The organism is Saccharothrix texasensis (assembly GCF_003752005.1).
Lineage (GTDB): Bacteria > Actinomycetota > Actinomycetes > Mycobacteriales > Pseudonocardiaceae > Actinosynnema > Actinosynnema texasense.
In genome coordinates this window covers 5,773,066-5,795,917 of the sequence record NZ_RJKM01000001.1, presented here as the reverse complement: position 1 = coordinate 5,795,917, position 22,852 = coordinate 5,773,066, and the positions used below count along the sequence as shown (strand labels likewise).

Here is a 22,852-nt window from a genome sequence, read left to right as displayed (position 1 = left end):
CGCACGGCACGCGCCGCGCGTTCCCACGAAAGCGAGAATCAGCGGTCCCACGTGCCGGTCGAGCGGAACCTCGCCAGCGTGGCCAGGTGCGGTTCGAGGTCCATGCCCTGCGCGGCGACCCACTCGTCGTCGTAGTAGGTGTTGGCGTAACGCTCGCCGCCGTCGCACAGCAACGTCACCACGCTCCCGCGCAGCCGCGACGCCCGCAGCTCCGCGATCAGCTGGAACGCGCCCCACAGGTTCGTGCCGGTCGACCCGCCGACCCGCCGACCCAGCACCTCCTCGACGTGCCGGATCGTCGCCAGCGACGCCGCGTCCGGCACCTTGATCATCCGGTCGATCACGTCGCCGATGAACGACGGCTCCACGCGCGGGCGGCCGATGCCCTCGATGCGCGAGCCCCGGGTGCCGGTCAACGACGGGTTCCCGTCGCACCACGCGTCGAAGAACACCGAGTGCTCCGGGTCCACCACGGCCAGCCGGGTCCGCAGCTTCCGGTAGTGGATGTAGCGGCCGATGGTGGCGCTCGTGCCGCCGGTGCCCGCGCCCACCACGATCCACTCCGGCTCGGGCGCGGCCTCCAGCTCCATCTGCTGGAACACCGACTCGGCGATGTTGTTGTTGCCGCGCCAGTCCGTCGCCCGCTCGGCGTGCGTGAACTGGTCCATGAAGTGCCCGTCCAGCTCGGCCGCGAGCCGCCGCGACTCGTCGTAGATCGCGCCCGGCTCGTCCACGAAGTGGCACCGGCCGCCCTGGCGCTCGATCAGCGCCACCTTCTCCCGGCTGGTGGACCGGGGCATCACCGCGATGAACGGCAACCCGAGCAGCCGCGCGAAGTACGCCTCCGACACGGCGGTCGAACCGGACGACGCCTCGATCACGGGCGTGCCGCCGACCACCCAGCCGTTGCAGATGGCGTACAGGAACAGCGATCGGGCGAGCCGGTGCTTGAGCGAGCCGGTGGGGTGGGTCGACTCGTCCTTCAAGTACAGGTCGATCCCCCACTCCGGTGGGAGGGGGAAGCGCAGCAGGTGCGTGTCGGCGCTGCGGTTGGCGTCCGCTTCGATGATGCGGACGGCCTCGCACACCCATTCCCTGGTCCGGGAGCTACATCGATCTACCGAAGTCGTCACGCCGGCACGATAACTTCTGCGACGTGAACCCACTTCGGATCGGCTCACTCCGCGGCAGCCTCCTCGCCGGCGCCGTGGGCGACGCGCTCGGCGGTGCGATCGAGTTCGACCGGATCGACCGCATCCGCAGCCGGTTCGGCCCCTCGGGTCTGACCGACTACGCGCCCGCCTACGGCCGGCTCGGCGCGATCACCGACGACACCCAGATGACCCTGTTCACGCTGGAAGGCCTGCTGCTGGCCCGCAAGCGCGGCAGCGACCCGGCGCACGAGGTGCGCGTGGCGTACGCGCGGTGGCTGCGCACGCAGGGCGGCCCGGAGGTCGGACCGGACGGGTGGCTGCTGGACGTGCCCGAGCTGCACGACCAGCGCGCCCCCGGCGCCACCTGCCTGGCCGCGTTGCGCTCGGGCGCGCTCGGCACGGTGGACTCGCCGATCAACGACTCCAAGGGCTGCGGCGCGGTGATGCGCGCGGCGCCGGTGGCGCTGTGGTCCGACGACGTGCGCGAGGTGTTCGACCTGGCCGCCGCGACCGGCGCGCTGACCCACGGCCACCCCAGCGGCTACCTGTCCGCGGGCGTGCTGGCCGTGCTGGTGCAGCAGGTGCTGGCGGGCGTGCCGCTGCCGGCCGCGATCGAGGTGGCCCGCGCCGAGCTGGTCCGGTGGGACGGCCACGAGGAGCAGCTGGCCCTGCTGGACCTCGCCGTCGAGCTGGGTGTCGGCGGCGTGCGCCCGACGCCCGAGGTGATCGAGACGACGTTGGGCGGCGGGTGGGTCGGCGAGGAGGCGTTGGCGATCGCGGTGCTGACCGCGCTGGCCGCGCGCGACCTGGCGGACGGGCTGCTGCTCGCGGTCAACCACTCCGGGGACAGCGACTCGACCGGCGCGCTGTGCGGGAACCTGCTCGGCGCGCGGGACGGGGTGGGGGCCGTCCCGGCGCGCTGGTTGGAGGCGCTGGAGCTGCGGGACGTGATCGAGCGCCTGGTCGACGACGCGGAGGCCACGTTCGCGGGCTGAAGCGCTGGACAGGCCTTAATCTACATAGGTAGTCTTGTGTCGTGGAACCGCTCGGACGCATCGGAGGGGCCACGGTCGACGTGCTGGGAGTGCTCCTGGAGAGCGACCAGCCGCGCTGGGGCCTGGAGATCATCAAGCTGACCGGGCGCCCGTCCGGCAGCGTCTACCCGCTGCTCGACCGCCTGGAACGGGCCGGGTGGGTCACCTCGTCCTGGGACGACGACAGCGAACGCCGCGGACCCCGTCGGCGGATGTACGTGCTCACGCCCGGCGGCGCCCTGGAGGCGGCCAAGGCGTGCGCGAAGGCCGCCGGCAGGGCCGGCGGTCGGACGAAGGCCAGGCCCGCCACCCGACCGGAGGTCGCCCGATGAGCAGACTCACCACCCGACTCGCCCTGGCCGCGGTGCGGGTCGCCGCGCTGCGGCTGCGGCGCGAGCAGCGGGACCGCTACCTGGAGCAGTGGCGCGCCGACGTGGCGGGCGCGGGCGAGCTGGGCCTGAGCCCGCTCGGCGTGGCGGTGGGCGCCCTGCGCATCGCGAGCCGGGAGCGCAAGCCGCTGGTGCTGCCGATCGGCCCGCTGGCGCTGGCCCTGCGGCTGCGCGAGAGCACGAACATCGGCGCGGTGCTGGCCGTGATGGTGCTGGCCAACCTCGGCGGGGCGATCCTGCTGGTGATGTGAGGGACTAGGCGGTGTCGCCGCGCAACTGCGCGCGCAGCTTCTCGCGCTCGGCGCGCCGCACGGCCTGCTTCTCCTCGAGCCCCTGCGCGACCCGCTTGCGCAGCCCGCCGAACACGAACAGCGACAGCGGCAGCGCCACCACCACGCCGACGGCGAGGGCGACCAGCAGCGGCACGTTGGCGAGCACGAGCAGCGCGGTGACCGCGGCGACCATGCCCAGGCGCGCGCCGATGTAGAGCGTCACATCACGACCCAGGTGCACGGTTACCCAGGCTACGCGTCGCCCGGGGGACCGGCCGCCGCGGTGTTCGGACGGCCCTCGAACCGGGTGGACAGCACGACGGTGGTGCGCGTGCGCGCGACGCCCTGGATGCGCCGCAACCGGCCCAGCGAGCGCTCCAGGTCGTCCACCGTGGCGACCCGGACCTTCACGATGAACGACTCGTCGCCCGCCACCCGGTAGCACGACTCGACCTCGACCAGCTCGGCCAGCGCGACCGCCAGCTCGTCATCGTCCGCGGTGTCGGTGGGGTGGATGCTGACCAGCGCGGTCACGCCCAGGCCCACGGCGCTCGGGTCGACCACGGCGTGGTAGCCGACGATCACCCCCGTGGCTTCCAGCTTGCCGACCCGCTCGTGCACGGCGGAGGCCGAGAGGCCCACCTTGCGCCCCAGGTCGGCGTAGGTGGCCCGGCCGTTCTCCCGGAGGGCGGCGATGATCTGACGATCAAGAGCGTCCACCGGGCACAGCGTAGGCCCACCGCCCCCGATGTCCGAACCGCGCGCTTCGTCCCTTACTACCTCTTTACCATCACCCAAGCGTTCGAGTACCCGATGGGTGAGGTGCCACGATGCGTCCGGTACGTCTGTTCGCCACCGGGGAGGATGCCGTGACGTTGACGCAGGGACACCAGGGGGAGCGCCTGCTCACGCCGGGCGAGGTCGCGAGCCTGTTCCGGGTCGACCCGAAGACGGTCACCCGGTGGGCCACCGCCGGCCGGATCGGCTCGATCCGCACGCCGGGCGGTCACCGGAGGTTCCGGGAGTCCGAGGTCCAGCAGCTGTTGTCCCAGCTGACCACCGAGGCGACCGAGCCCGTCCGCCACTGACCGCGTCACCTCCGCGGCACGGGTAATGTCGTGGCAAAGGAGGTGGCGACCATGCTCTACCTGCTCGCGGTGATCGGTGCGCTCACCATCGCCGTGCTGCTGTGGCGTGCGTTCGGACCGAACCGGGTCGATACCGCCCCCAGTCGTCGGATCGTGGCGCCGGACGACGACCCGGACTTCCTGCGCAAGCTCGGTGAGCAGCGCAAGAAGAAGCCGGACGACGAAGAGTGACACGGCGGGGCCTCGCACGGAGGCCCCCTCGTCGTGACCCGACCGGCCCGCGGGTCAGTTGTTCGGGAAGTCGTCGGCCACGGTGGCGGCGAGCTCCAGCAGCGCGAGCCGGGTGTCCGGGGCGAGCTTGTCCAGCTCGATCTCCGCGCCCTCTTCCAGGTGCGTGTCGAACGGGATGCGCACCACGGCGCGGCAGCGCTGGGCGAAGTGCGCGGCCAGCTTGTCGAGGTCGACCTTGCCCGAGCCCGGCCGCACCGAGTTGATCACCGCGACGGACTTCGCGACCAGGTCGCGGTAGCCGTGGGCGTCCAGCCAGTCCAGCGTCGCCGCCGAGGTCTGCGCGCCGTCCACCGAGCCGGACGAGACGAGCACCAGCGAGTCGGCCTGGTCGAGCACGCCCTTCATGGCCGAGTGCATCAGGCCGGTGCCGCAGTCGGTGAGCACGATGTTGTAGAAGAGCTCCAGCAGCCCCATCGTGCGCAGGTAGTCGAGGTCGCTGAACGCCTCGGACACGGCCGGGTCCTGTTCGGACGCCAGCACCTCCAGGCGGCTGGGCGACTGCGAGGTGTACGCGCGCACGTCGCTGTACCGGGTGATCTTCGAGGCGTCGCGCAGCAGGTGCCGCACGGTCGCCGTGGTCTCCCTGGGCACCTTCAGCGCCAGCGTGCCGCGGTCGGGGTTGGCGTCCACCGCGATGACCCGGTCGCCGCGCAGCGAGGAGAACGTCGAGCCGAGCGTGGTCGTCGTCGTGGTCTTGCCGACGCCGCCCTTGAGGCTCAGCATGGCGATCTTGTAGCACCCGCGCAGCGGCTGGTTGATCCGGCCGATCAGCTCGCGCCTGCGGACGTCCGCGGGGCTCTCGCCGAGGTTGACCAGGCCGCCGGTGACCGAGTGCACGGTCTTGCGCCAGCCTGACTGCGGCGGGCGCTTCGCGCGCTTGATCAGCTGCTGCGAGGACACGTCGCTGGCGTTGGCGGGCCGCTGCGGCTGCTGCTGCTGGGGCTGCACGCTCTGCGGGAAGTTGTTGGGGAACCCGCCCTGGTACTGGTGCGGGCCCGACTGCTGCGGTCCAGGCTGGTGCGGGCCCGACTGCCCCGGGCCGGGGTACGGACCGGACTGGCCGCCCGACACCTGGTACGCGCCCGACTGGCCACCGGAGACCTGGTACGCGCCCGACTGGCCGCCGGGGACCTGGTACGCGCCCGACTGGCCACCGGGGACCTGGTACGCGCCGGACTGCTGCCCGGGTACCTGGTAGGGACCGGACTGCTGCCCCTGCACCGGGTAAGGCCCGGACTGCTGCCCCTGCACGGGGTACGGGCCGGACTGCTGGCCCTGCGCCGGGAACCCGCCCGACGGGGGCCCGGTCACCGGGCCGGACTGCGCCGGGTCCAGGTACACGGTCTGGGGGTCGACGTAGTGGGCACCCGATCCCGGCTCGACCTGGTGGCCACCCGACTGGTTCGGGTTGGGCTGCTGCCCTTCCGCTCCGGCCGGCTGCTGCCACGACGGCTCAGGATTCTCGTAGCGACCGGTCACCGCTGGGGTCCTCCCTGAGCGAAGCGGATCGAGACTTCCCCGACCCCACGCGTTCGACGGTAGTCGGCGACCAGTGGTTCCACGACACTGGGTGTTCGCTCGCCCGAGCCTTCACGACCGGGTCCGCGAACACCGCGTGACACGTGGTCTACGGCATCAGCCGACGCCCGCGTACGAGTGCATCCCAGTCGTTACGAGGTTGATGAAGAACAGGTTGAACACGGTGAGCGCGAAGCCGAGCGAGTTGATCCACGCGGCGGGCCGGCCGCGCCACCCCGCCGTCGCCCGCGCGTGCAGGTACGCCGCGAAGACGACCCACGAGACGAACGCCACGGTCTCCTTCGGGTCCCAGCCCCAGAACCGGCCCCACGCCGCCTCGGCCCAGATCGCGCCGCAGATGATGCCGATGGTGAACAGCGGGAACGCGAACACCGTGCTGCGGTAGGCGAGCCGGTCGAGCACGTCGGCGTCGGGCAGCCTGGTGAACCGCGCGCGGCCCGAGGTCTTCAGCAGGTACAGCACGCTGGCCACGCCGGGCACCAGCAGCACGCCGCTGGACACCGAGATCACCGAGACGTGCACCACGAGCCAGTAGGACTGCAACGCGGGCTGCACGGGCGCGGCGTCGGCGTAGAGCACCGTGCCGCCGAGGAACATCAGGATCACGATCGGCACGAGCACGAAACCGCCGAGCTTGCGGACGTCGAACGTGCGCGACAGCACGAGCCACGTCACGACGGCGGCCAGCGTGAGCAGCGAGCCGTACTCGTACATGTTGCCCCACGGCGCGCGCTCGGTCGCGAACCCGCGCAGCACCAGGGAAGCGGCCTGCAGCAGCGCGCCGAGGACGGTGAGCGCCACGCCCATGCGGCCGAGGCGTTCGGCGCGGGACCGCTCGGGCTTGGTGACCCGGCCGGGCGTCCACGTGCCGTCGGCCTGCGTGCCGCCCGCCGCGACGGCCCCGGCGAGCTCGCGGGTCTTGGCGGGCCGGGCGAACGCCGCCTCGCACAGGTACAGCACGGCGGCGAAGAAGTAGATCGCCACCGCCGCGCCGTAGGTCCAGTCGCTGTAGGTCGCCAGCGTCGTGTTGACCGGCATCAGCTCTCCTCCTTGTCGGCGGGCAGGTCCGGGGAGGGGACCAGGTCACGGGCCAGCACCGTGAACTCCTCGCCGTACCCGGCCTGATCAGTGCGCGCGAGGCCGCCGACCTCGACAACGGTACGCCCGTCCTCCCCCGGCGAGGCCCGCACCCAGACGCGGCGGCGCTTGATGCTCAGCGAGACGGCCAGACCGAGGATGACCAGCACCGAGAACACCAGCACCCACACCTGGGTGGGGTCGTGGGACACCTGCAGCGACACCCAGTCGCGCACGCCGTCGAAGCGGATCACGGTGCCGTCGTCCAGGGTGAGCTGCTCGCCCTGGACGAGGTTCTGCCGGGCGACCTTGATCAGCTTGCCGTCCTGCACCATCTTCTGGTCGATCGAGAAGATGGACTGGCCGCGCCCGGAGTCGGTGCCCAGGTCGCCGCGGTAGACGTCGATCGCGACCGCCGGGTCGTTCGCGGCGGGGAACGCGGAGTCGAGCAGCTCGCCCTGGAAGGCGGCGGTCGGCGCGAGCAGGCCGGTGATCGCGAGCTGGCTCTTGCGGCGCTGCTCGGCGTCCGGCACGTTCGGCGGGTCGAACTTCGTCGCGCCCTCCGAGGCGAGCGTGACCTGGTCCACCGGGCGCCACTGGGTCGCGCCGGTGCGGGTCTCGCCGTTGGGGAAGGTGACGGTGAACAGGGGCGTGTAGCCGTGGCCGAGCAGGTAGAGCCGGTCGCCCGCGGTGCGCAGCGGGCTGTTGACCTCCAGCGGGAACGGCCGCCAGGTGCCGGTCTCGAGGTCCGCGCCGGACTGGTACTGGATGTTCGCGCGGAAGCTCTCCGCCTGGCCGTTGTGCAGGTAGGAGGCTTCGAAGTCGTCGACCCGCACGCAGAACTGGTTGAGCCGCGTGCCGTCCACGCGCAGGCCCGGGCGGAACGAGTCGTAGTTGTAGACGCCCGAGTTGCAGAACTGGCCGCCGGCGGACTGGACGATGACCTGGCCCTCGTAGCCGAACATCTTGCCCAGCGCGAACGCGACCAGCAGGCCGAGCAGCGAGAAGTGGAACACCAGGTTGCCGGTCTCGCGGAGGAACCCGCGTTCGGCGCTGATGGTGCGCGCGCCGTCCGGCTCGTCGCGGACGACCGTGCGCCAACCCTTGAGCCGGCGGCCGGCGCGCTCGATGACGGCGTCCGGCGACGAGGTCGTGGTGGCCGACGCGTGGTGGGGCATGCGGGTCAGGTTGCGCGGCGTGAGCACCGGTTTGACCCGCATCTGCTTGAAGTACTCCCACGTGCGCGGCAGCAGGCAGCCCACCAGCGACACGAACAGCAGCACGTAGATCGCGGAGAACCAGAAGCTCGCGTAGACGTCGAAGAACTGCAGCCGGTCCAGCAGCCGGCCCCACCAGCCCTTGTCGGCGATGTACTCGTCGACCTTGAACGAGTTCAGCGAGCGCTGCGGCAGCAACGCGCCGGGCATGGCGCCGAGAGCGAGCAGGAAGAGCAGGGTCAACGCGGTGCGCATGGCCGTGAGGCCGCGCCACGTGTTGCGCAGGAAGGCGAGGACGGCGCGCACTACAACGGCAGTTCTAGGTCGTTGATCACGGCGTCGCGCAGCCAGGCGACGAAGTCGCCCCACAGGCCGGTGACCAGGGCCACGCCGACGCCGATGAGCAGCGCGCCGCCGAACACCTGCACCTGGCGGACGTGCGAGCGCAACCAGCCGGTCGTGCGGACCGCCCAGCGCGCGCCGACCGCGATGAGGATGAACGGCAGGCCGAGGCCGAGGCAGTAGGCGAGCACGAGGACCGCGCCGCGGGCGGAGACCGAGCCGACCTCGGTGCTGCGGGCCAGCGCCATCACGCCCGTCAGCGTCGGTCCGAGGCACGGGGTCCAGCCGAGCGCGAACACGCCGCCGAGCAGCGGCGCGCCGAGCAGGCCCGCCCCGGGCGCGCGGTGCAGGCGGACGTCGCGCTGCAGGGCCGGGACGAGGCCGATGAACACCAGGCCCATGGCGATGGTGATGACGCCGCCGACGCGCTGGAGCAGCTCGGCCTGGATGAGGAACAGGTCGGTCAGGCCGAGCACCACGAACGACATCAGCGCGAACACGACGGTGAAGCCGAGGACGAAGAGCAGCGCGGCGCCGGCGACCCGCCAACGACCGCGCTTCGCGGTCTCGCCGTCCGCGACGGCCGGCGCCTCCGCGCCGACCAGGCCCGCGAGGTACGCGAGGTAGCCGGGCACGAGCGGGACCACGCACGGTGAGGCGAACGAGATCGCCCCGGCCAGCACCGCCACCCCGGTCGCGAGCAGGATCGGGCCGGAGGTGGCCAGATCGGTCGGGTTCACGTCGTCCAGCGTAGGTATCCGCACCTTGACGCCGTGCACCGGCATCCCTTATGGGCGACCCACGTCACAGGATCGAGGTCATCCGGTTGGCGCTGCGGCAGGTCATTGAGACGGCCGTAATACCCGTTCCAGTGAATGTTTACACGCGACCATCAACCCTTGTGGGTTAGCGGTCGGCTCCATAGCGTGACGGTCATGCGCGCACACCGGCTCACCCTGCCCGTGCTGGCCGTCGCCTTCGCCGTCGTCGCCGCTCCCCTGCCCGGCGGCGCCGCGGAGGCCGGCGGACCCGGCGCGGAGTGGGTGGAGGTCTTCTCACCCGACGGCACGATCTCGCGGACGCGGGTCGCGGTCGCCGTCGAGACCAGGGCCGCGCCCGGCGAGGTGGCCGCCGACGTGGTGGCCGTCCAGGAGACCGGCGCGCCCGACCAGCGGTTCGACCTCGTCTTCGTCGGGGACGGCTACACCGCGGGTGAGATCGGCGTCTTCCACGAGCACGTGGTGAGCAAGTGGGAGGAGCTTTCCGCCGTGGAGCCTTTCCGGTCCTACCGCCAGTACTTCAACGTCTGGCAGGTCAACGTCGTGTCGAACCAGTCCGGCGTGGACCACGACCCGACCCTGGGCACCAACCGCGACACGGCGCTCGACATGGGCTTCTGGTGCCAGGGCCGCGACACCCAGACCGAGCGCCTGCTGTGCGTGAACCAGACCAAGGCGGGCCAGTACGGCGCGCTCGCGCCGCAGGCCGACCAGGTCATCGCGCTCGGCAACACGGCCAAGTACGGCGGCGCGGGCGGCGGGGTGGCGACCGCGGCGGGCGCGAACGACCAGGCGGGCCAGATCGCCGTGCACGAGCTGGGCCACTCGATCGGCGAGCTGGCCGACGAGTACGACTACCCGTACGACCGGTACAGCGGCGAGGAGCCGGCGGAGGTCAACGTGAGCGCGGACCCGACCGGCGCCAAGTGGTCGGCCTACCTGGGCCAGGCGTCGCCGGACGGCGGCGTGGTCGGCGCGTTCGAAGGCGCCCGCTACCACGCGCACGGCCTGTACCGGCCGACCGACAACTCGATCATGCGCACGCTCGGGCGCGAGTTCAACCTCGTCGGCCGGGACGCGATGGTCGAGGCGTTCCGGGCGAAGGTGCCCGAGCTGCGCTGACCGTCACGACTCCGCGGCGAGGTCCTCGACCAGCGGGACCAGGTCCGAGGCGATCACCGCCCCGAGGAACGCCGCCGCCACCCGGTGCTGCTTGTCCAGCACGAACGTGGACGGCACGGCGTTGGGCGGCAGGCCGCGGAAGGCCAGCATCGCCCGCCCGGACTCGTCGTAGATCGACGGGTAGTCCAGGTCCCGGTTGGTCATGAAGTCGCGGGGCGACTCGGTCGAGGACTCCTTGACGTTCACGCCCAGCACCCGCACGCCGAGCGGCCCGGTCTCGTCCTGCACCTTCTGCAGCTCCGGGGCCTCGGTCCGGCACGGCCCGCACCACGCGCCCCAGATGTTGACGATCACGACCTTGCCCGCGAAGTCGTCCAGGGAGACGGTCTTGCCGTCCTCCATCAGGCTGGGCCCGGCCAGGCCCGTGACCTGCTTGCGCTCGTCGCCGTCGTAGCGCAGCTTCGTCTCGCCGTTGGGCGCGACGAGCTGGAACTCCGAACCGGCGACCACCGCGTCGTCGCCGGTCGAGCAGCCGGTGAGGAGCAGGAGCGCCACGGCGAGGCCGGCGAGCGGGGACCTGGCCCTCATGCCCCGGTCACCCTCGGGTTCGTCGCGCCGGCGGGCTCGGTGTAGACGACCCGCACCAGCTGCTCCCCCTCGAACACGAGGCTGGTCAGCGACGCCAGCGAGCACTCGCGGCGACGCGGGTCGTGCCACATCCGCTTGCCCTCCAGGAACCGGCGCAGCGTCCAGATCGGCAGCTGGTGCGACACGCACACGGCCTCGTGGCCCTCGGCGGCGGACCGGGCCCGCTGCACCGCGCCGAGCATCCGGTGCGCGATGGCCAGGTACGGCTCGCCCCACGACGGCCGCAGCGGGTTGACCAGCTTCGGCCAGTGCCTCGGCGAGCGCAGCGCGCCGTCGCCGACGGCCACCTTCAGGCCCTCGAACTTGTTGTCCGCCTCGATCAGCCGCTCGTCGGTGTCCAGTTCGAGGCGGTGCGAGTCGGCGATCGGGGACGCGGTCTGCTGCGCCCGGTCCAGCGGGGACGCGACGACGTGCGCGATGTCGTGGTCGGCGAGGTGCTCGGCCACGACGAGCGCCTGCTTCTGGCCCCGTTCGGACAGCTTGAAGCCGGGCAGGCGGCCGTAGAGGATGCCGGTCGGGTTGTGCACCTCGCCGTGCCGCAGCAGGTGGACCACCGTCCGGCTCACTGGGTCGCCTCCGCGGCGGCGCGGGCGGCGTGCGGCAGGGCGTCGGCGATGACCTGGAAGTCGTCGTCGGTCATGGCCGCGTTGACGAACCACGCCTCGAAGGCGCTCGGCGGCGCGTACACGCCGCGGTCGAGCAGGGCGTGGAAGAAGGGCGGGAAGCGCCACGTCTCGGCGCGCTGGGCGCCCGCGTAGTCGGTGACCTCGGCGTCGGTGAAGAACACGCTGACCAGGTTGCCGGCGAACTGGACGCGGTGCGCGACGCCCGCCTCGGTGAGCGCGGCGGTGAACAGCGCGCCCAGGCGCGTGGCGTTGGCGTCCAGGGTGCGGTAGACGTCGTCGGTCGCGGCGCGCAGCGTGGCCAGGCCCGCCGCCACCGCGACGGGGTTGCCGGACAGCGTGCCCGCCTGGTAGACGGGGCCGGCCGGGGCGAGCTTCGACATCACGTCGGTCCGGCCGCCGAAGGCCGCCGCGGGCAGGCCGCCGGACATGACCTTGCCGAACGTGTAGAGGTCGCCCTCGACGTTCTCCAGGCCGTACCAGCCGGCGCGGGAGACGCGGAAGCCCGTCATCACCTCGTCCATGACCAGCAGCGCGCCGTGGTCCCGGCAGAGCTGCTTGAGCTCGGCGTTGTGCCGGGGCGCGATGGCGCCCATGTTGCCCGCCGCGGCCTCGGTGATCACGCACGCGATCTCGTCGGGGTGCTCGGCGAAGGCCTGCCGGACGGCTTCGACGTCGTTGTAGGGCAGCACGAGGGTGTCGGCGGCCTGCGCGCCGGTGACGCCGGGCGAGGTGGGCAGGCCGAGCGTGGCGACCCCGGAGCCGGCCTGGGCGAGCAGCGCGTCCACGTGGCCGTGGTAGCAGCCGGCGAACTTGACGACCTTGCGGCGCCCGGTGAAGCCGCGGGCCAGCCGGATCGCGCTCATGGTGGCCTCGGTGCCGGAGTTGACCAGGCGGACCTGGTGCACCGGCGCGACCCGGTCGATGATCTCCTCGGCCAGCTCGATCTCGCCCTCGGTGGGCGTGCCGAACGACAGGCCGCGCACGGCCGCCTCGCGGACGGCGTGGACCACGTCCGGGTGGGCGTGCCCGAGGATCATCGGGCCCCACGACGACACCAGGTCGACGTACCGGTTGCCGTCGGCGTCCCACAGGTGCGGTCCCTCGCCGCGCACCATGAACCTCGGCGTGCCGCCGACCGAGTGGAAAGCCCGCACCGGGGAGTTCACGCCACCGGGGATCACCGCCGCCGCGCGCTCGAACAGTGCCTGGGATCGCGTCGCTGTCACGCCGTCCAGTCTCACACGTCGGGTTCTTCGCCCTGCTTCCGACCACGGGTGCGCACGGCGAGCACGGTCTGGCGCACGGCGTCGAGCAGCAGCACGCCCGCGATCGTGACGAGGCCCACCGACGCGCCGATCCAGTTGCCCTTGAGGCGGGTGGACTCCAGCGGCGGGTGGTCGGGCACGGGGTAGCTGTAGCGCAGGACACCCCGGTTCCAGCACCACACGGCGAACACCACGAGCAGGGCGATGAGCACCACCTCGCCGGCCGCGACGAGCGCGCGTCTCGGCTGGTGCAGCGTCGGCCCGCCCGGTTCCGGCTCGGGTTCCGGCACGGTCTCGGTCTCGGCGGTGGCCGCAGTCACGTCGGTCAGCCTCTCATGCCCGGGTCGCTCGTCACGCACGTGTGCTCACCAGCTTCGCGATCTCGGCGCGGAGGGCGTCGGCGTCGCGGGCCCAGCCCATCACCACCTCGCCGCCGACGAGCCGCAGCGGCACCGCGGTCGTGCCGCGCGGCAGGGTCCAGGCGCCGCCGAGCACCTTCACGCCCGCGCGCGGTTCGACGCCTTCGACGGCCTCGACGTCGCCGAGCCTCAGCTCCTCGCGGCCCTGGCGCAGGGCGACGGGGGTGAGGCGGACCTGGTAGAGGCGGCGGCGGGCCTGCACCCACAGGGCGGTGGGCAGGAGCAGGACCAGCGCGACGACGAGCCAGAGCAGCGGGCGGGCGGCGCCGGTCGACGCCTCGACGCCGAACCCGAGCGCGGCGAACACCGGCCCCCACAGCAGCGGCCACCAGGACGTGCCGGACTCGGCGTAGAGGATCGGCTGGTCCACCCGTCAGCTCCCCGAGAAGTACTGCCGGGTGCCGGGCAGGAAGCTGAACGCGGACGCGGCGGCGGGCAGCGCCAGCCGCAGCACGATCACCACCCAGGACACCCCGGTGGTGTCGCCGTCGCGGGCCGCCGCGATCGCGGCGGCCAGGGCCAGGACGCCGATGACCAGCGCGCCGCCGCACAGGCCGAGCCGCGCGTGGTAGCTGCCGCCGAGGAGCAGCACCGCGCCCCAGACGCACGCGACGGCCAGGCACGCGCTGGTGAACAACGCCATGATCGGCCCGAACCCGGTGACCGCGCCGTCCTCGGCGAGCGTGCGGGTGAGCGAGCCGACCGGCCAGGACAGGGCGGTCAGGAGCCAGAGGACGAAGGAGACGACGACGGCGGTGGGCCGGGGCAGCGCGGCGGTGTGCTGGTCGACGTCGCGCATCCGGCCCGGGTGAGGAGACGGGTAGGGCGGCTGCGGGCCTGCCTGCGGGTGCTCGACGGGCCGCATCGGCCGGCTGTAGGGGTCGAACGGCGGCTGCGTCATCTCGCCGCCGACCTGGTGTAGGCGTTCGACGCGGGCAGGTACATCGACACGAAGCCGAGCGCGCAGACGCCGAGGAACACCCACGACCACGCCACGCCGACGACCCAGTCCACGTACGTCACGCCGGAGGCGAACATCAGCATGGCGACCAGCCCGAAGGCCGCGACCGGCAGGCCGAGGACGGTGAGCAGGACGCGCGCCCAGTTGCGGCCCGAGCGGAGCTTGGCCGCGGCGATCACGAACGGCACGGACAGCACCGCGAACCCGAGCGCGAATAGGGCCGGGGTCAGCCGCGCGGCCACCTCCGCCTGGCCGCGGGTCAGCGCGTCGGGCCGGTCCGCGGAGTCGCGCAGGAGGTCGTCGGTCAGCCCGTCGATCCCGGTGTAGAACAGGCCTGGCAGCGCGAGCACCACCAGCACCGCGCCGGCGATCCAGCACCACGAGGCGACGGTGGCCGTGACGGGGCGGCGGGGCGCGTACTCGCCCGAACCCACCGGCGGCATGGGCGCGGGCAGCCGGAAGCCGGGCGGCAGGGGCGCGTCGGACCGCCCCTGCCCCGGCAGGTCGACGTGGTGGAAGGGCGAGGCGTACGGATCCGGTTCGGACATGGGGTTCTCCGCAGGGGTCAGTGCTGCTTCACCCACTGTGCCGTACCGGGGAGCCAGGTGAGCGCCAAACCGACGGCGATCAGCAGCAACGTCACCAGGTTCACGGCACTCGCGCCCGGCAGCACGATCCACAGCACGTGCAGCACGGCCACGCCGGTGAGGACACCGCGTGACCACCGCCTGCCCCGCCTGAGCAGCCACCCGAACAGTCCGTAGCCGATCGTGAAGGCCACCGCGACGACGGTCAGCTGCGCCAGCAGCCCCGGCACGGCGGCCGGGTCGTCGCCCGCGCGCACGGCGGCCTCCTCGAACTCGGCCCGGCGCAGCCACAGCACGGCGTTCTCCACCAGCAGGAACACGCCGAGGGCGAGCCACACCGCGACCGCGCCGCGCACCACCGCGGGCGGCTGCCCGGTCATCCGGCTCGCTTCACCGAGTCGAAGTAGGCCTTCGAGGCGGGCAGGTACAGGGTCACCACGGCGGCGGCCACGACCAGCACGATGACCAGGCCGACCAGCGAGAACCCGATCAGGTGGTAGATGAACACCGCCGCGCCGAGCACGGTCAGCGTGATCCGCGCCCAGTTGCGGCCCGCGCGGGCCTTCAGCGCGAAGAGCACCATCAGCGCGGCCAGCACGATGCCGATGATCACGACGACCACCAGGATCGCGGTGACGGTGGACTCGAGCTGCTCCACCGTGATGCCCGGCGTCGGCGGGGCCTTGCGCGCCTCCTCGAGGGCGGCCTCGCGCTGGGTGAGCACGAGCACCGACGACACGACGAGCAAGATCGCGCCGGCCAGCCAGAGGAAGAACGACACGCGGACTTCCTTCGGCTCCGCCACGGCGGGCCGCTGCGCGCCGTGACCGGCCAGCTCCGAGTCGCTCAGCGGCGGCGGGGCGGGCGTGTAGGGCTGCTGCGGCTGGTACGGCTGCTGCGGAGGTCGGTTGTCAGGGTCCTGTGGGCTGCTCACGCCCGTGAACGCTAGAGGCAGGCCAGGTGGCTGTCCACCGCGACAGCCGGTGGACAGCCACCTGTGACCTGACGAGGTCAGCTGGCCTTGAAGTAGTAGTTCGAGTCGGACTTGAACATGAACACGATCGCGCCGACGATCGCCACGAGTTGCACCAGGCCCAGCAGCGCCTGGAGCACGCCCAGGATGCCGACGGCGAACAGGATGCCGATCGCGAGCAGGCCGATCAGCCCGAGGATCGCGGCGATGCCGCCCAGCACGGTCAGCAGGATGCGTGCCCAGTTGGCGCCCTTGCGCATCTGCATCACGACCAGGACCCACACCACAGCGATGGCGAGGCTGAAGATCAGCGACCCGTAGCTCGGCTGGACGTCGACCGCCGTCGAGCCGAGGTTGAACTCCTTCAGCGTCTCTCGCGCCACGGCCTCGGCGGTGAGGAACCCGATCAGGTTCGCCACGACGCCCACGCCCGCCGCGACCAGCCAGAGCAGGTAGGCGGTGTCCACGGACTTCGGGCGGGCGGGCCGGCGCAGCTCGCTCTCGTTCAGCGGCGGGGCCTGCGGCGGGTAGCCGGGCTGCTGCGGCCGGCCCTGGTTGTAGGGGTCATTCGGATTGGTCATGCACCGGACCGTAGGAGGGACGCGGCATTGCGTCGACCGGGAATCACAATCCGTTAGCTACCTGTGGTGGCGTCGCACTGACCGAACGCACTGATCGGAAGTACCCGGAAACTGCCGGCTGGTACATCAGGACCACGGCGGTCGCGTCGATCAGCATCGTGACCACCCCGAACGCGAGGTCGACACCGTTGACCGCCAGGCCGAAGGCCGCCGCGAAGCCGGAGAAGGCGGCGACCAGCCGCACCACGCCGAGGAAGATCCCCGCGCCGGCGATGACGGTGAGCAGGACCCGCGCCCAGTTCCGGCCGCCGGCCATCCGGTTCGCCAGCAGCGTGTAGACCAGGATCAGGCCGACCGCGATCAGCAGGCCGAACACGATGCCGCCGGTCGCGGCGGCGTCCAGGTCGTCCTGGCTCAGGTCCGGCTGCCGCACGCGCAGCTCGCGGATCAGCATCTCCCGGTCGGCCAGCTCCACCATGAACCGGACCACGCCGATCACGGCGCTGAGGATGAACAGCCGGCGCGCGAGGTCGATCGGCTTCGGCGGGGTCGGCTTGGGCCGCTTGGGGGTGTTCGGCGCGCTGGTCATCCGCGGTCCAGCCAGGCAGAGGCTTCGACGGCCCAGTAGGTGAGCACGATGTCCGCGCCGGCCCGGCGGATCGACGTCAGCATCTCCAGCACGGTCCGCTCGCGGTCGATCCAGCCGTTGCGGGACGCGGCCTCGACCATCGCGTACTCGCCGGAGATCTGGTACGCGGCGACGGGCACGTCGGAGACCTCGGCGACGGCCTTGAGCACGTCGAGGTAGGGCAGCGCGGGCTTGACCATGACCATGTCGGCGCCCTCGGCGAGGTCGAGCGCGACCTCGCGGAGCGCTTCACGGGCGTTGGCCGGGTCCTGCTGGTAGGTCTTGCGGTCGCCCTGGAGCTGGGACTCGACGGCGTCGCGGAACGGGCCGTAGAGGGCGGACGCGTACTTGGCGCTGTAGGCGAGGACGCCGGTGTCGGTGTGGCCGGCCTCGTCGAGGGCGGCGCGGATGAACCCGATCTGGCCGTCCATCATGCCGCTGGGCCCGACGACGTGCGCGCCCGCTTCGGCCTGGGCGACGGCCATCTCGCCGTAGACCTGGAGGGTGGCGTCGTTGTCCACGGCCCCGTCGGGGGTGAGCACGCCGCAGTGGCCGTGGTCGGTGAACTCGTCCAGGCAGCAGTCCGACATGAGGACCGTCGAGTCGCCGAGCTCGTGGCGGAGGTCGCGCAGGGCGGCGTTGAGGATGCCGTCCGGGTCGGTCGCGCCGGAGCCCACGGCGTCCCGCTCGGCGGGAACGCCGAACAGCATGATCCCGCCGACACCCGCCTGAACCGCCTGGACGGCGGCTTTGCGCAGCGACTCGCGGGTGTGCTGGAAGACGCCCGGCATGCTCTGGATCTCGGTCGGCGCGGTCGCGCCTTCCTTGACGAACATGGGCAGGACCAGCTGGCGCGGGCGCACCGTGGTCTCGCTGACCAGGCGGCGCATGGCCGCGGTGGTGCGCAGGCGGCGGGGGCGGTGGGACGGGAACACGGCGGGTACTCCCTGTTGCTTCAGGCAGGTGCTCTCAGGCAGGTCCGGATCGCGTCGGCGCAGGTCCGGCCGACCGGTCCCCGGCGGTGGCGCCGGGGACCGGTCGGGTCAGGACCTGCGCAGGCGCTTGGTCTTGCGCGGGGGCGGGAGGGCGCCTTCCGCGCGGAGCCTGGCGGCGTGCTGGGCGAGGGCGTCCACCAGGGCGGGGACGTTGGCGTCCTCGGGTTGGACGTCGACGCGCAGGCCGAACTCGCGGGCCGTCTCGGCGGTCTGCGGGCCGATGCACGCGACCAGGGTGCGGGCGTGCGGCTTGCCCGCGATGCCCACCAGGTTGCGGACCGTGGAGGACGAGGTGAAGCAGACCGCGTCGAAACCGCCCGACTTGATCATCTCGCGGGTGTCCGCGGGCGGCGGGGCGGCGCGGACGGTGCGGTAGGCCGTGACGTCGTCGATCTCCCAGCCGCGATCCCGCAGGCCGGCCGCCAGGGTTTCGGTGGCGATGTCCGCACGCGGCAGCAGGACGCGGTCCACCGGGTCCAGTATGTCGTCGTACGGCGGGAAGTCCGCCAGCAGTCCTTCCGAGGACTGCTCGCCGGACGGGACCAGCTCCGGGATGATGCCGAAGCTGCGGACCTTGGCGGCCGTGCTCTCGCCGACGCAGGCGATCTTCACGCCGGAGAACGCGCGGGCGTCCAGGCCGAACTCGCGGAACTTCTCCCAGACGGCCCGGACGGCGTTGGTCGAGGTGAAGACGACCCACTGGTAGCGGCCGTCGACCAGGCCCTTCACCGAGCGCTCCATCTGGGCGGGGCTGCGCGGCGGCTCGACGGAGATGGTCGGGACCTCGACCGGGATCGCGCCGTGGGAGTGCAGCCGGTCGCTCATCGCGCCAGCCTGCTCCTTGGTGCGCGGGACGAGGACGCGCCAGCCGTACAGGGCGCGGGACTCCCACCAGGAGAGCTTCGGCCGACCGGCCACGGCCGCGCCGACGGTGACGACCAGCGGGCCGCCCAGGTCGCCGGCGTCGGCGGCCAGGGAGGCGAGCGTGGTGTCCACGGTGCGCTGGCCGAAGCCGGTGCCGTCGCAGGTCACCGCGACCGGGGTCTGCGGGGCCAGGCCGTTCTCCACGAGCGACGACGCGGCCTCGGCCAGGTGGCCGCCGGTGGCGTGCAGGACGAGCGTTCCCGGCGCGGCGGCCAGGCCGGACCAGTCGGTCACCCCCCGGACGTCGGCCTCGGTGTGGACGGCGCCCAGTGCGACGCCGGCGTAGGCGGGCACGGCGGTGCCGGCGGGGACGCCGGGCACCACGTCGAAGGCGATCGTGGTCTTGGAGACGGCTTGCGCCTCCTTCACCACGGAGTCCAGGGTCAGCGGGTCGCCGGCTACGAGGCGGACCACGGCGTGGCCGTTCTTCGCCTCGGCGACCAGGTCCTTCGCGACGTCGGCGGGATCGCCCACGGCGGGTCGCACCTCGACGCCGTCGGGTACCAGCGCCACCACCTCGGCCGGGACGTCCGGGTCCGTGACCACGAGCTCCGCCTTGTGGAGCAGGTCGCGGGCCCGGACCGTGAGCAGCCCGGTGTCGCCCGGACCTGAGCCGACGAACGCGACTCGGCCGGGGGTCTTGCGTGCGCGGGTCATCAGGGCACTCCCCATCAACTACGCCCCGCCGGCGACGCGGTGGCGTGGCCGGAGAGGTCGAGCAACTCGGCGGCCAGCGCGCGGCCGAGTTCCTCTGCTGCGGTCAAGTCACCAGTGGCGGACGCACGGAGGAGGTCGCCATCCTCCGTCGCCATGACCCCGCGCAGGGACAGGCGGAGCACGACTCGCGTCGAGCCGTCCGCGTCCCCGTCGCCTGCGTCTTCGGCGAGGTCTTCCACCACATCGGCCAGTGCGCCGACCGGCGCGCTGCAGCCTGCCTCGAGCGCGGCCAGGAGGGCGCGCTCGGCGGCGACAGCGGCCCTGCTGGCCGAATCGTCCAAAGTGGACTGGAGGAGGTGTTCGGCGTCGACGTCGTCGACCCGGCACTCCACTGCGAGGGCGCCCTGTGCGGGCGCGGGGAGCATCTGGATGGGCTCCAAGGTCTCGGTGATCTCGGCCGTGCGGCCGAGGCGGGCGATGCCGGCGCGGGCGAGCACGACGGCGTCCAGTTCGCCGTCGGCGACCTTGCGGATGCGGGAGTCGACGTTGCCGCGCAGGGCGACCACCTCGATGCCCAGTCCGAGCGCGTTGAGCTGGGCGGCGCGGCGGGGTGAGCCGGTGCCCACCCTCGCGCCGGTCGGCAGCTCGCCGAGGGTCAGGCCGTCCCGGGCGACCAGCGCGTCACGCGGGTCCTCCCGGGGCGGGACGGCGGCCAGCGACAGGCGCGGGTCGCGCGCCGTCGGCAGGTCCTTGTACGAGTGCACGGCGACGTCGATCTCGCCGTTCGCGAGCGCGTCGCGCAGCGCCGAGGTGAACACCCCGATGCCGATCTCGGCGATGGGCGCGGACGAGCGGTCACCGGGCGTGGAGATCGTGACGATCTCCACGGTCGCGCCCGCGTCGCGCAGCGCGTCGGCCACGTGGCCGGTCTGCGCCAGCGCGAGGGCGCTGCCGCGGGTGCCGATCCTCAGGGTGCGGTTCACCGCTTCTCACCTTTGGGTTGCGTCGAATGGGGGGTGCTGACGGCGGACGGCGCCTGCGGGTCGAGCCCGAACAGCTCGCGCAGCGCCTCGGCGTACCCGGCCCCGCCGGGCGCCGCGGCCAGCTCCTTCACCCGCACGGTGGGGGTGTGCAGGAGCTTGTCCACCACCCGGCGCACGGTCTTGGCCAGCTCGTCGCGGACCGGGGCGGGCAGCTCGGGCAGCCGCGAGTCCAGCCGCAGCAGCTCGGCGTCCACGACCTCGGCGGCACGCTTGCGCAGCGCCGTCACGGTGGGCGTGACCCCGGCCGAGCGCTGCCCGGCCAGGTAGGCGCGGACCTCCTCGGCCACGATCTCCGCCGCGCGCAGCGTGCCCTGCCCGGTCGGGGCGTCGGACAGCCTGCGCTGGAGGGTCTCCAGGTCGACCACGCGGACGCCGTCGAGCAGCGCCGCGGCCGGGTCGACGTCCTTGGGCAGGCCGAGGTCGCAGACGACCAGCGGCCGGTCCGGCGCGCGGTCGCCGATGTGCTCGGCGCCGACGACCGTGCCGACGGAGCCGGTGCACGCGAACAGCACGTCGGCCTTGGCGACCTCGTCGGCCAGGGCGGTCAGGCCGGTCGAGGTGGCGGTGACGCCGTCCGCGCGCAGGGCCGTGGCCAGGCGTTCGCCGTTGGCGGGGGTCCGGTTGGCGATCACGACCTCGCCGATGCCGGCCCGGCGCAGGTGGGCGGCGGCCAGGCCGCCCATCGACCCGGCGCCGACGATCAGGGCGGTGCGCCCCTCCAGCCCCACCTTGCCGCCGGAGGCGCGGCGCAGCGCGGTGTCCGCGTCCCTCAGCGCCTCGGAGACGACGGACGCGCCCGCGTGGTCGATGTCGGTCTCGGTGTGCACGCGCTTGCCCACCCGCAGCGCGTGCTGGACCAGCTCGTGCAGCGTGCGGCCGACCACGCCCTGCTCGTCGGCGGCGTTGTAGGAGTTGCGCAGCTGGCCCAGGATCTGGGCCTCGCCGACGACCATCGAGTCGAGGCCGCCGGCCACCGAGAACAGGTGTTCGACGGCGGCGGCGGAGTAGTGCACGTACAGGTGCTCGAACAGGTCGGCGGGCTCGGCCCCGGCCTGGCGGGCGAGCACCTCGACGACCTCGTTCATGCCGCCGTGGAACGTCTCGACGACCGCGTACACCTCGACCCGGTTGCAGGTCGACAGCAGCACGGCCTCGGACACGCTCGGCGCCTTCAGCAGCTGGTCGAGGACCTTGCCGCGGTCGGCGTCGGCGACCGCGACGCGCTCCAGCACGGGAACGGGGGTGGTCCGGTGGGAAAGGCCGACGACGAGAACGCTCATGATGCGCGCACCACCGATCGGCTCACTACCCGCACGATCACGGGCGAATCACCACCCCGTCCACACCGATGCCGTTGACCACGTCACCGGCGGCCTCGTCAGCCCGCCGCGCGACGTGGAACGACAGGATCTGCATCTCGACCGCCAGGTCGACCTTGCGCACTTCGACGTAGTCCGGCACTTGGAGCACGACGGGTGCGAAGTTCAGGATGCACTGGACTCCGGCGGATACCAAACGGTCGCAGACGGCCTGAGCTGCCTGCGGGGGTGTCGCGATGACCCCGATCGAGACCTCGCGCTCCGCGCAGACCGACGTGATGTCGTCGATGTGGTCGACCGGGATGCCGCCTACCGGCACTCCCGTCAGGTCCGGGTCGATGTCGAACAGCGCGGCGACCGGGAAGCCGCGGCTGGGGAAGCCGCCGTAGTTGGCCAGCGCGTGACCAAGATTACCGATCCCGACGACCGCCACCGAGTGCTTGCGGGTGAGGCCGAGGATGCGCTCGATGTGGCTCACGAGCACCTCGACGTCGTAGCCGACGCCGCGCGTGCCGTAGGAGCCGATGTAGGAGAGGTCCTTGCGGAGCTTGGCCGAGTTGACCCCGGCCGCGCCCGCGAGCTCCTCGCTGGAGATGGTCGTCACGCCCTGCTCGACCATGCCCGAGAGCACGCGGAGGTAGACCGCGAGCCGCGCCACCGCCGCCTCGGGGATCGCGCGCGCCCGCTCCCGGACGTCGGCGGGCGCTTCGGGGCCGGTCTCTCCTGGGCGGGTCACGACACCGTCACCCTCGCCCCGCTGAGCCGCCACGCTGGAACTCCTCGACATCCGTCGCACTGACCCGCCGGGCATCGCCACCAGCGGAGTGATACACCCACCGTACCGCTTGTGAACGCTTGCACAAAGTCGGCGACCGGACCCCCGACCGTTACCGGGGCGTGGTTCCACCTTGGGGTGAATCCA

The 22,852-nt window shown here is 72.5% G+C and carries 29 protein-coding genes; 6 read left to right on the top strand and 23 right to left on the bottom strand.

Annotated elements, in window-relative coordinates; genetic code table 11:
• Nucleotides 1-38 precede the first annotated feature (38 nt).
• Nucleotides 39-1,088: an L-cysteine desulfhydrase Cds1 gene (gene cds1 / locus EDD40_RS25515; protein WP_268957655.1), complete on the bottom strand. Its 1,050-nt coding sequence runs from the start codon at nt 1,086-1,088 to the stop codon at nt 39-41.
• Between the two features lie 68 nt (nt 1,089-1,156).
• Between cds1 and EDD40_RS25510 the strand changes: the two genes are divergently transcribed.
• Genes EDD40_RS25510 through EDD40_RS25500 form a run of 3 tightly spaced genes read left to right on the top strand, consistent with a single transcriptional unit; the run spans nt 1,157 to nt 2,828 of the window.
• Nucleotides 1,157-2,149, top strand: a complete 993-nt coding sequence (locus EDD40_RS25510) for an ADP-ribosylglycohydrolase family protein (RefSeq protein ID WP_246037809.1) — start codon at nt 1,157-1,159, stop codon at nt 2,147-2,149.
• Nucleotides 2,150-2,190: 41 nt separating this feature from the next.
• On the top strand, nt 2,191-2,520 hold the full coding sequence (locus EDD40_RS25505) for a PadR family transcriptional regulator (RefSeq protein ID WP_123745178.1): 330 nt from the start codon (nt 2,191-2,193) through the stop codon (nt 2,518-2,520).
• Complete coding sequence (locus tag EDD40_RS25500) at nt 2,517-2,828, top strand: hypothetical protein (RefSeq protein WP_123745177.1); 312 nt, start codon at nt 2,517-2,519, stop codon at nt 2,826-2,828. Before EDD40_RS25505 ends, EDD40_RS25500 begins: the two co-directional genes overlap by 4 nt.
• Nucleotides 2,829-2,832: 4 nt before the next feature.
• Here EDD40_RS25500 and EDD40_RS25495 read toward each other — a convergent pair whose 3' ends face one another.
• Nucleotides 2,833-3,090: a DUF4229 domain-containing protein gene (locus tag EDD40_RS25495; protein ID WP_268957656.1), complete on the bottom strand. Its 258-nt coding sequence runs from the start codon at nt 3,088-3,090 to the stop codon at nt 2,833-2,835.
• Between the two features lie 11 nt (nt 3,091-3,101).
• The gene (locus tag EDD40_RS25490; protein WP_123745175.1) at nt 3,102-3,569 is read right to left on the bottom strand and encodes an Lrp/AsnC family transcriptional regulator; all 468 of its coding nucleotides are present in this window, start codon (nt 3,567-3,569) and stop codon (nt 3,102-3,104) included.
• Nucleotides 3,570-3,679: 110 nt separating this feature from the next.
• Between EDD40_RS25490 and EDD40_RS25485 the strand changes: the two genes are divergently transcribed.
• Both EDD40_RS25485 and EDD40_RS25480 read left to right on the top strand, forming a co-directional pair.
• Nucleotides 3,680-3,937 (top strand): BldC family transcriptional regulator, encoded by a 258-nt coding sequence (locus EDD40_RS25485; protein WP_246037808.1) that lies wholly within the window; start codon nt 3,680-3,682, stop codon nt 3,935-3,937.
• Between the two features lie 51 nt (nt 3,938-3,988).
• Nucleotides 3,989-4,168, top strand: a complete 180-nt coding sequence (locus EDD40_RS25480) for a hypothetical protein (protein ID WP_053715371.1) — start codon at nt 3,989-3,991, stop codon at nt 4,166-4,168.
• Nucleotides 4,169-4,222: 54 nt separating this feature from the next.
• Here the strand turns inward: EDD40_RS25480 and EDD40_RS25475 are convergent, their stop codons facing one another.
• From EDD40_RS25475 to EDD40_RS25460, 4 genes are all read right to left on the bottom strand, one after another.
• A complete protein-coding gene (locus tag EDD40_RS25475; RefSeq protein WP_123745174.1) occupies nt 4,223-5,707 on the bottom strand; it encodes a nucleotide-binding protein in 1,485 nt (494 codons plus the stop codon).
• Nucleotides 5,708-5,863: 156 nt separating this feature from the next.
• Entirely contained in the window at nt 5,864-6,805 is a 942-nt protein-coding gene (ccsB, locus tag EDD40_RS25470) for a c-type cytochrome biogenesis protein CcsB (RefSeq protein WP_123745173.1), read from the bottom strand.
• Nucleotides 6,805-8,367 carry a cytochrome c biogenesis protein ResB gene (gene resB, locus EDD40_RS25465; protein ID WP_425471254.1) on the bottom strand — a complete coding sequence of 521 codons (1,563 nt, stop codon included), beginning with the start codon at nt 8,365-8,367 and terminating at the stop codon, nt 6,805-6,807. Before resB ends, ccsB begins: the two co-directional genes overlap by 1 nt.
• Nucleotides 8,367-9,143, bottom strand: coding sequence for a cytochrome c biogenesis CcdA family protein (locus EDD40_RS25460; RefSeq protein WP_123748276.1), 777 nt, complete (start codon nt 9,141-9,143; stop codon nt 8,367-8,369). The genes resB and EDD40_RS25460 overlap by 1 nt, the downstream gene beginning before the upstream one ends.
• Before the next feature lie 195 nt (nt 9,144-9,338).
• Between EDD40_RS25460 and EDD40_RS25455 the strand changes: the two genes are divergently transcribed.
• Nucleotides 9,339-10,304 (top strand): M64 family metallopeptidase, encoded by a 966-nt coding sequence (locus EDD40_RS25455; protein ID WP_123748275.1) that lies wholly within the window; start codon nt 9,339-9,341, stop codon nt 10,302-10,304.
• A gap of 3 nt (nt 10,305-10,307) precedes the next feature.
• On the opposite strand, the gene EDD40_RS25450 is transcribed toward EDD40_RS25455, so the two are convergent.
• The 16 genes from EDD40_RS25450 to EDD40_RS25375 form a co-directional block, all read right to left on the bottom strand.
• Complete coding sequence (locus tag EDD40_RS25450) at nt 10,308-10,892, bottom strand: TlpA disulfide reductase family protein (RefSeq protein ID WP_123745172.1); 585 nt, start codon at nt 10,890-10,892, stop codon at nt 10,308-10,310.
• The gene (locus EDD40_RS25445) at nt 10,889-11,518 is read right to left on the bottom strand and encodes a histidine phosphatase family protein (protein ID WP_123745171.1); all 630 of its coding nucleotides are present in this window, start codon (nt 11,516-11,518) and stop codon (nt 10,889-10,891) included. Before EDD40_RS25445 ends, EDD40_RS25450 begins: the two co-directional genes overlap by 4 nt.
• Nucleotides 11,515-12,804: a glutamate-1-semialdehyde 2,1-aminomutase gene (gene hemL, locus EDD40_RS25440; RefSeq protein ID WP_123748274.1), complete on the bottom strand. Its 1,290-nt coding sequence runs from the start codon at nt 12,802-12,804 to the stop codon at nt 11,515-11,517. Before hemL ends, EDD40_RS25445 begins: the two co-directional genes overlap by 4 nt.
• 11 nt (nt 12,805-12,815) lie before the next feature.
• The gene (locus tag EDD40_RS25435) at nt 12,816-13,163 is read right to left on the bottom strand and encodes a hypothetical protein (RefSeq protein WP_123745170.1); all 348 of its coding nucleotides are present in this window, start codon (nt 13,161-13,163) and stop codon (nt 12,816-12,818) included.
• 31 nt (nt 13,164-13,194) lie between these two features.
• The gene (locus tag EDD40_RS25430) at nt 13,195-13,632 is read right to left on the bottom strand and encodes a hypothetical protein (RefSeq protein WP_123745169.1); all 438 of its coding nucleotides are present in this window, start codon (nt 13,630-13,632) and stop codon (nt 13,195-13,197) included.
• A 3-nt stretch (nt 13,633-13,635) separates the two neighbouring features.
• On the bottom strand, nt 13,636-14,163 hold the full coding sequence (locus tag EDD40_RS25425; RefSeq protein ID WP_123745168.1) for a hypothetical protein: 528 nt from the start codon (nt 14,161-14,163) through the stop codon (nt 13,636-13,638).
• The gene (locus tag EDD40_RS25420) at nt 14,160-14,771 is read right to left on the bottom strand and encodes a hypothetical protein (protein WP_123745167.1); all 612 of its coding nucleotides are present in this window, start codon (nt 14,769-14,771) and stop codon (nt 14,160-14,162) included. The genes EDD40_RS25425 and EDD40_RS25420 overlap by 4 nt, the downstream gene beginning before the upstream one ends.
• 17 nt (nt 14,772-14,788) lie before the next feature.
• Nucleotides 14,789-15,190, bottom strand: coding sequence for a hypothetical protein (locus tag EDD40_RS25415; RefSeq protein WP_123745166.1), 402 nt, complete (start codon nt 15,188-15,190; stop codon nt 14,789-14,791).
• The gene (locus tag EDD40_RS25410) at nt 15,187-15,744 is read right to left on the bottom strand and encodes a hypothetical protein (RefSeq protein ID WP_123745165.1); all 558 of its coding nucleotides are present in this window, start codon (nt 15,742-15,744) and stop codon (nt 15,187-15,189) included. Before EDD40_RS25410 ends, EDD40_RS25415 begins: the two co-directional genes overlap by 4 nt.
• A gap of 77 nt (nt 15,745-15,821) precedes the next feature.
• Nucleotides 15,822-16,364, bottom strand: a complete 543-nt coding sequence (locus tag EDD40_RS25405) for a hypothetical protein (RefSeq protein ID WP_123745164.1) — start codon at nt 16,362-16,364, stop codon at nt 15,822-15,824.
• Between the two features lie 43 nt (nt 16,365-16,407).
• Entirely contained in the window at nt 16,408-16,953 is a 546-nt protein-coding gene (locus EDD40_RS25400; protein WP_123745163.1) for a hypothetical protein, read from the bottom strand.
• On the bottom strand, nt 16,950-17,927 hold the full coding sequence (gene hemB, locus EDD40_RS25395) for a porphobilinogen synthase (protein ID WP_123745162.1): 978 nt from the start codon (nt 17,925-17,927) through the stop codon (nt 16,950-16,952). The genes EDD40_RS25400 and hemB overlap by 4 nt, the downstream gene beginning before the upstream one ends.
• Nucleotides 17,928-18,035: 108 nt before the next feature.
• Nucleotides 18,036-19,568: a bifunctional uroporphyrinogen-III C-methyltransferase/uroporphyrinogen-III synthase gene (locus EDD40_RS25390; protein WP_123745161.1), complete on the bottom strand. Its 1,533-nt coding sequence runs from the start codon at nt 19,566-19,568 to the stop codon at nt 18,036-18,038.
• A 14-nt stretch (nt 19,569-19,582) separates the two neighbouring features.
• Nucleotides 19,583-20,551: a hydroxymethylbilane synthase gene (hemC, locus tag EDD40_RS25385; RefSeq protein ID WP_123745160.1), complete on the bottom strand. Its 969-nt coding sequence runs from the start codon at nt 20,549-20,551 to the stop codon at nt 19,583-19,585.
• Nucleotides 20,548-21,891 (bottom strand): glutamyl-tRNA reductase, encoded by a 1,344-nt coding sequence (locus EDD40_RS25380; protein WP_123745159.1) that lies wholly within the window; start codon nt 21,889-21,891, stop codon nt 20,548-20,550. The genes hemC and EDD40_RS25380 overlap by 4 nt, the downstream gene beginning before the upstream one ends.
• Before the next feature lie 37 nt (nt 21,892-21,928).
• Entirely contained in the window at nt 21,929-22,717 is a 789-nt protein-coding gene (locus EDD40_RS25375) for a redox-sensing transcriptional repressor Rex (RefSeq protein ID WP_425471253.1), read from the bottom strand.
• Between the last annotated feature and the right edge of the window lie 135 nt (nt 22,718-22,852).

Coding starts and splice junctions, on each gene's coding strand:
- EDD40_RS25390 (WP_123745161.1), bottom strand. CDS start 19,568: ATGACCCGCGCACGCAAGACCCCCGGCCGAGTCGCGTTCGTCGGCTCA.
- EDD40_RS25425 (WP_123745168.1), bottom strand. CDS start 14,163: ATGACGCAGCCGCCGTTCGACCCCTACAGCCGGCCGATGCGGCCCGTC.
- ccsB (WP_123745173.1), bottom strand. CDS start 6,805: ATGCCGGTCAACACGACGCTGGCGACCTACAGCGACTGGACCTACGGC.
- EDD40_RS25485 (WP_246037808.1), top strand. CDS start 3,680: ATGCGTCCGGTACGTCTGTTCGCCACCGGGGAGGATGCCGTGACGTTG.
- EDD40_RS25420 (WP_123745167.1), bottom strand. CDS start 14,771: ATGTCCGAACCGGATCCGTACGCCTCGCCCTTCCACCACGTCGACCTG.
- EDD40_RS25375 (WP_425471253.1), bottom strand. CDS start 22,717: ATGTCGAGGAGTTCCAGCGTGGCGGCTCAGCGGGGCGAGGGTGACGGT.
- EDD40_RS25400 (WP_123745163.1), bottom strand. CDS start 16,953: ATGACCAGCGCGCCGAACACCCCCAAGCGGCCCAAGCCGACCCCGCCG.
- EDD40_RS25500 (WP_123745177.1), top strand. CDS start 2,517: ATGAGCAGACTCACCACCCGACTCGCCCTGGCCGCGGTGCGGGTCGCC.
- EDD40_RS25380 (WP_123745159.1), bottom strand. CDS start 21,891: ATGAGCGTTCTCGTCGTCGGCCTTTCCCACCGGACCACCCCCGTTCCC.
- EDD40_RS25455 (WP_123748275.1), top strand. CDS start 9,339: ATGCGCGCACACCGGCTCACCCTGCCCGTGCTGGCCGTCGCCTTCGCC.
- EDD40_RS25415 (WP_123745166.1), bottom strand. CDS start 15,190: ATGACCGGGCAGCCGCCCGCGGTGGTGCGCGGCGCGGTCGCGGTGTGG.
- EDD40_RS25450 (WP_123745172.1), bottom strand. CDS start 10,892: ATGAGGGCCAGGTCCCCGCTCGCCGGCCTCGCCGTGGCGCTCCTGCTC.
- EDD40_RS25480 (WP_053715371.1), top strand. CDS start 3,989: ATGCTCTACCTGCTCGCGGTGATCGGTGCGCTCACCATCGCCGTGCTG.
- EDD40_RS25405 (WP_123745164.1), bottom strand. CDS start 16,364: ATGACCAATCCGAATGACCCCTACAACCAGGGCCGGCCGCAGCAGCCC.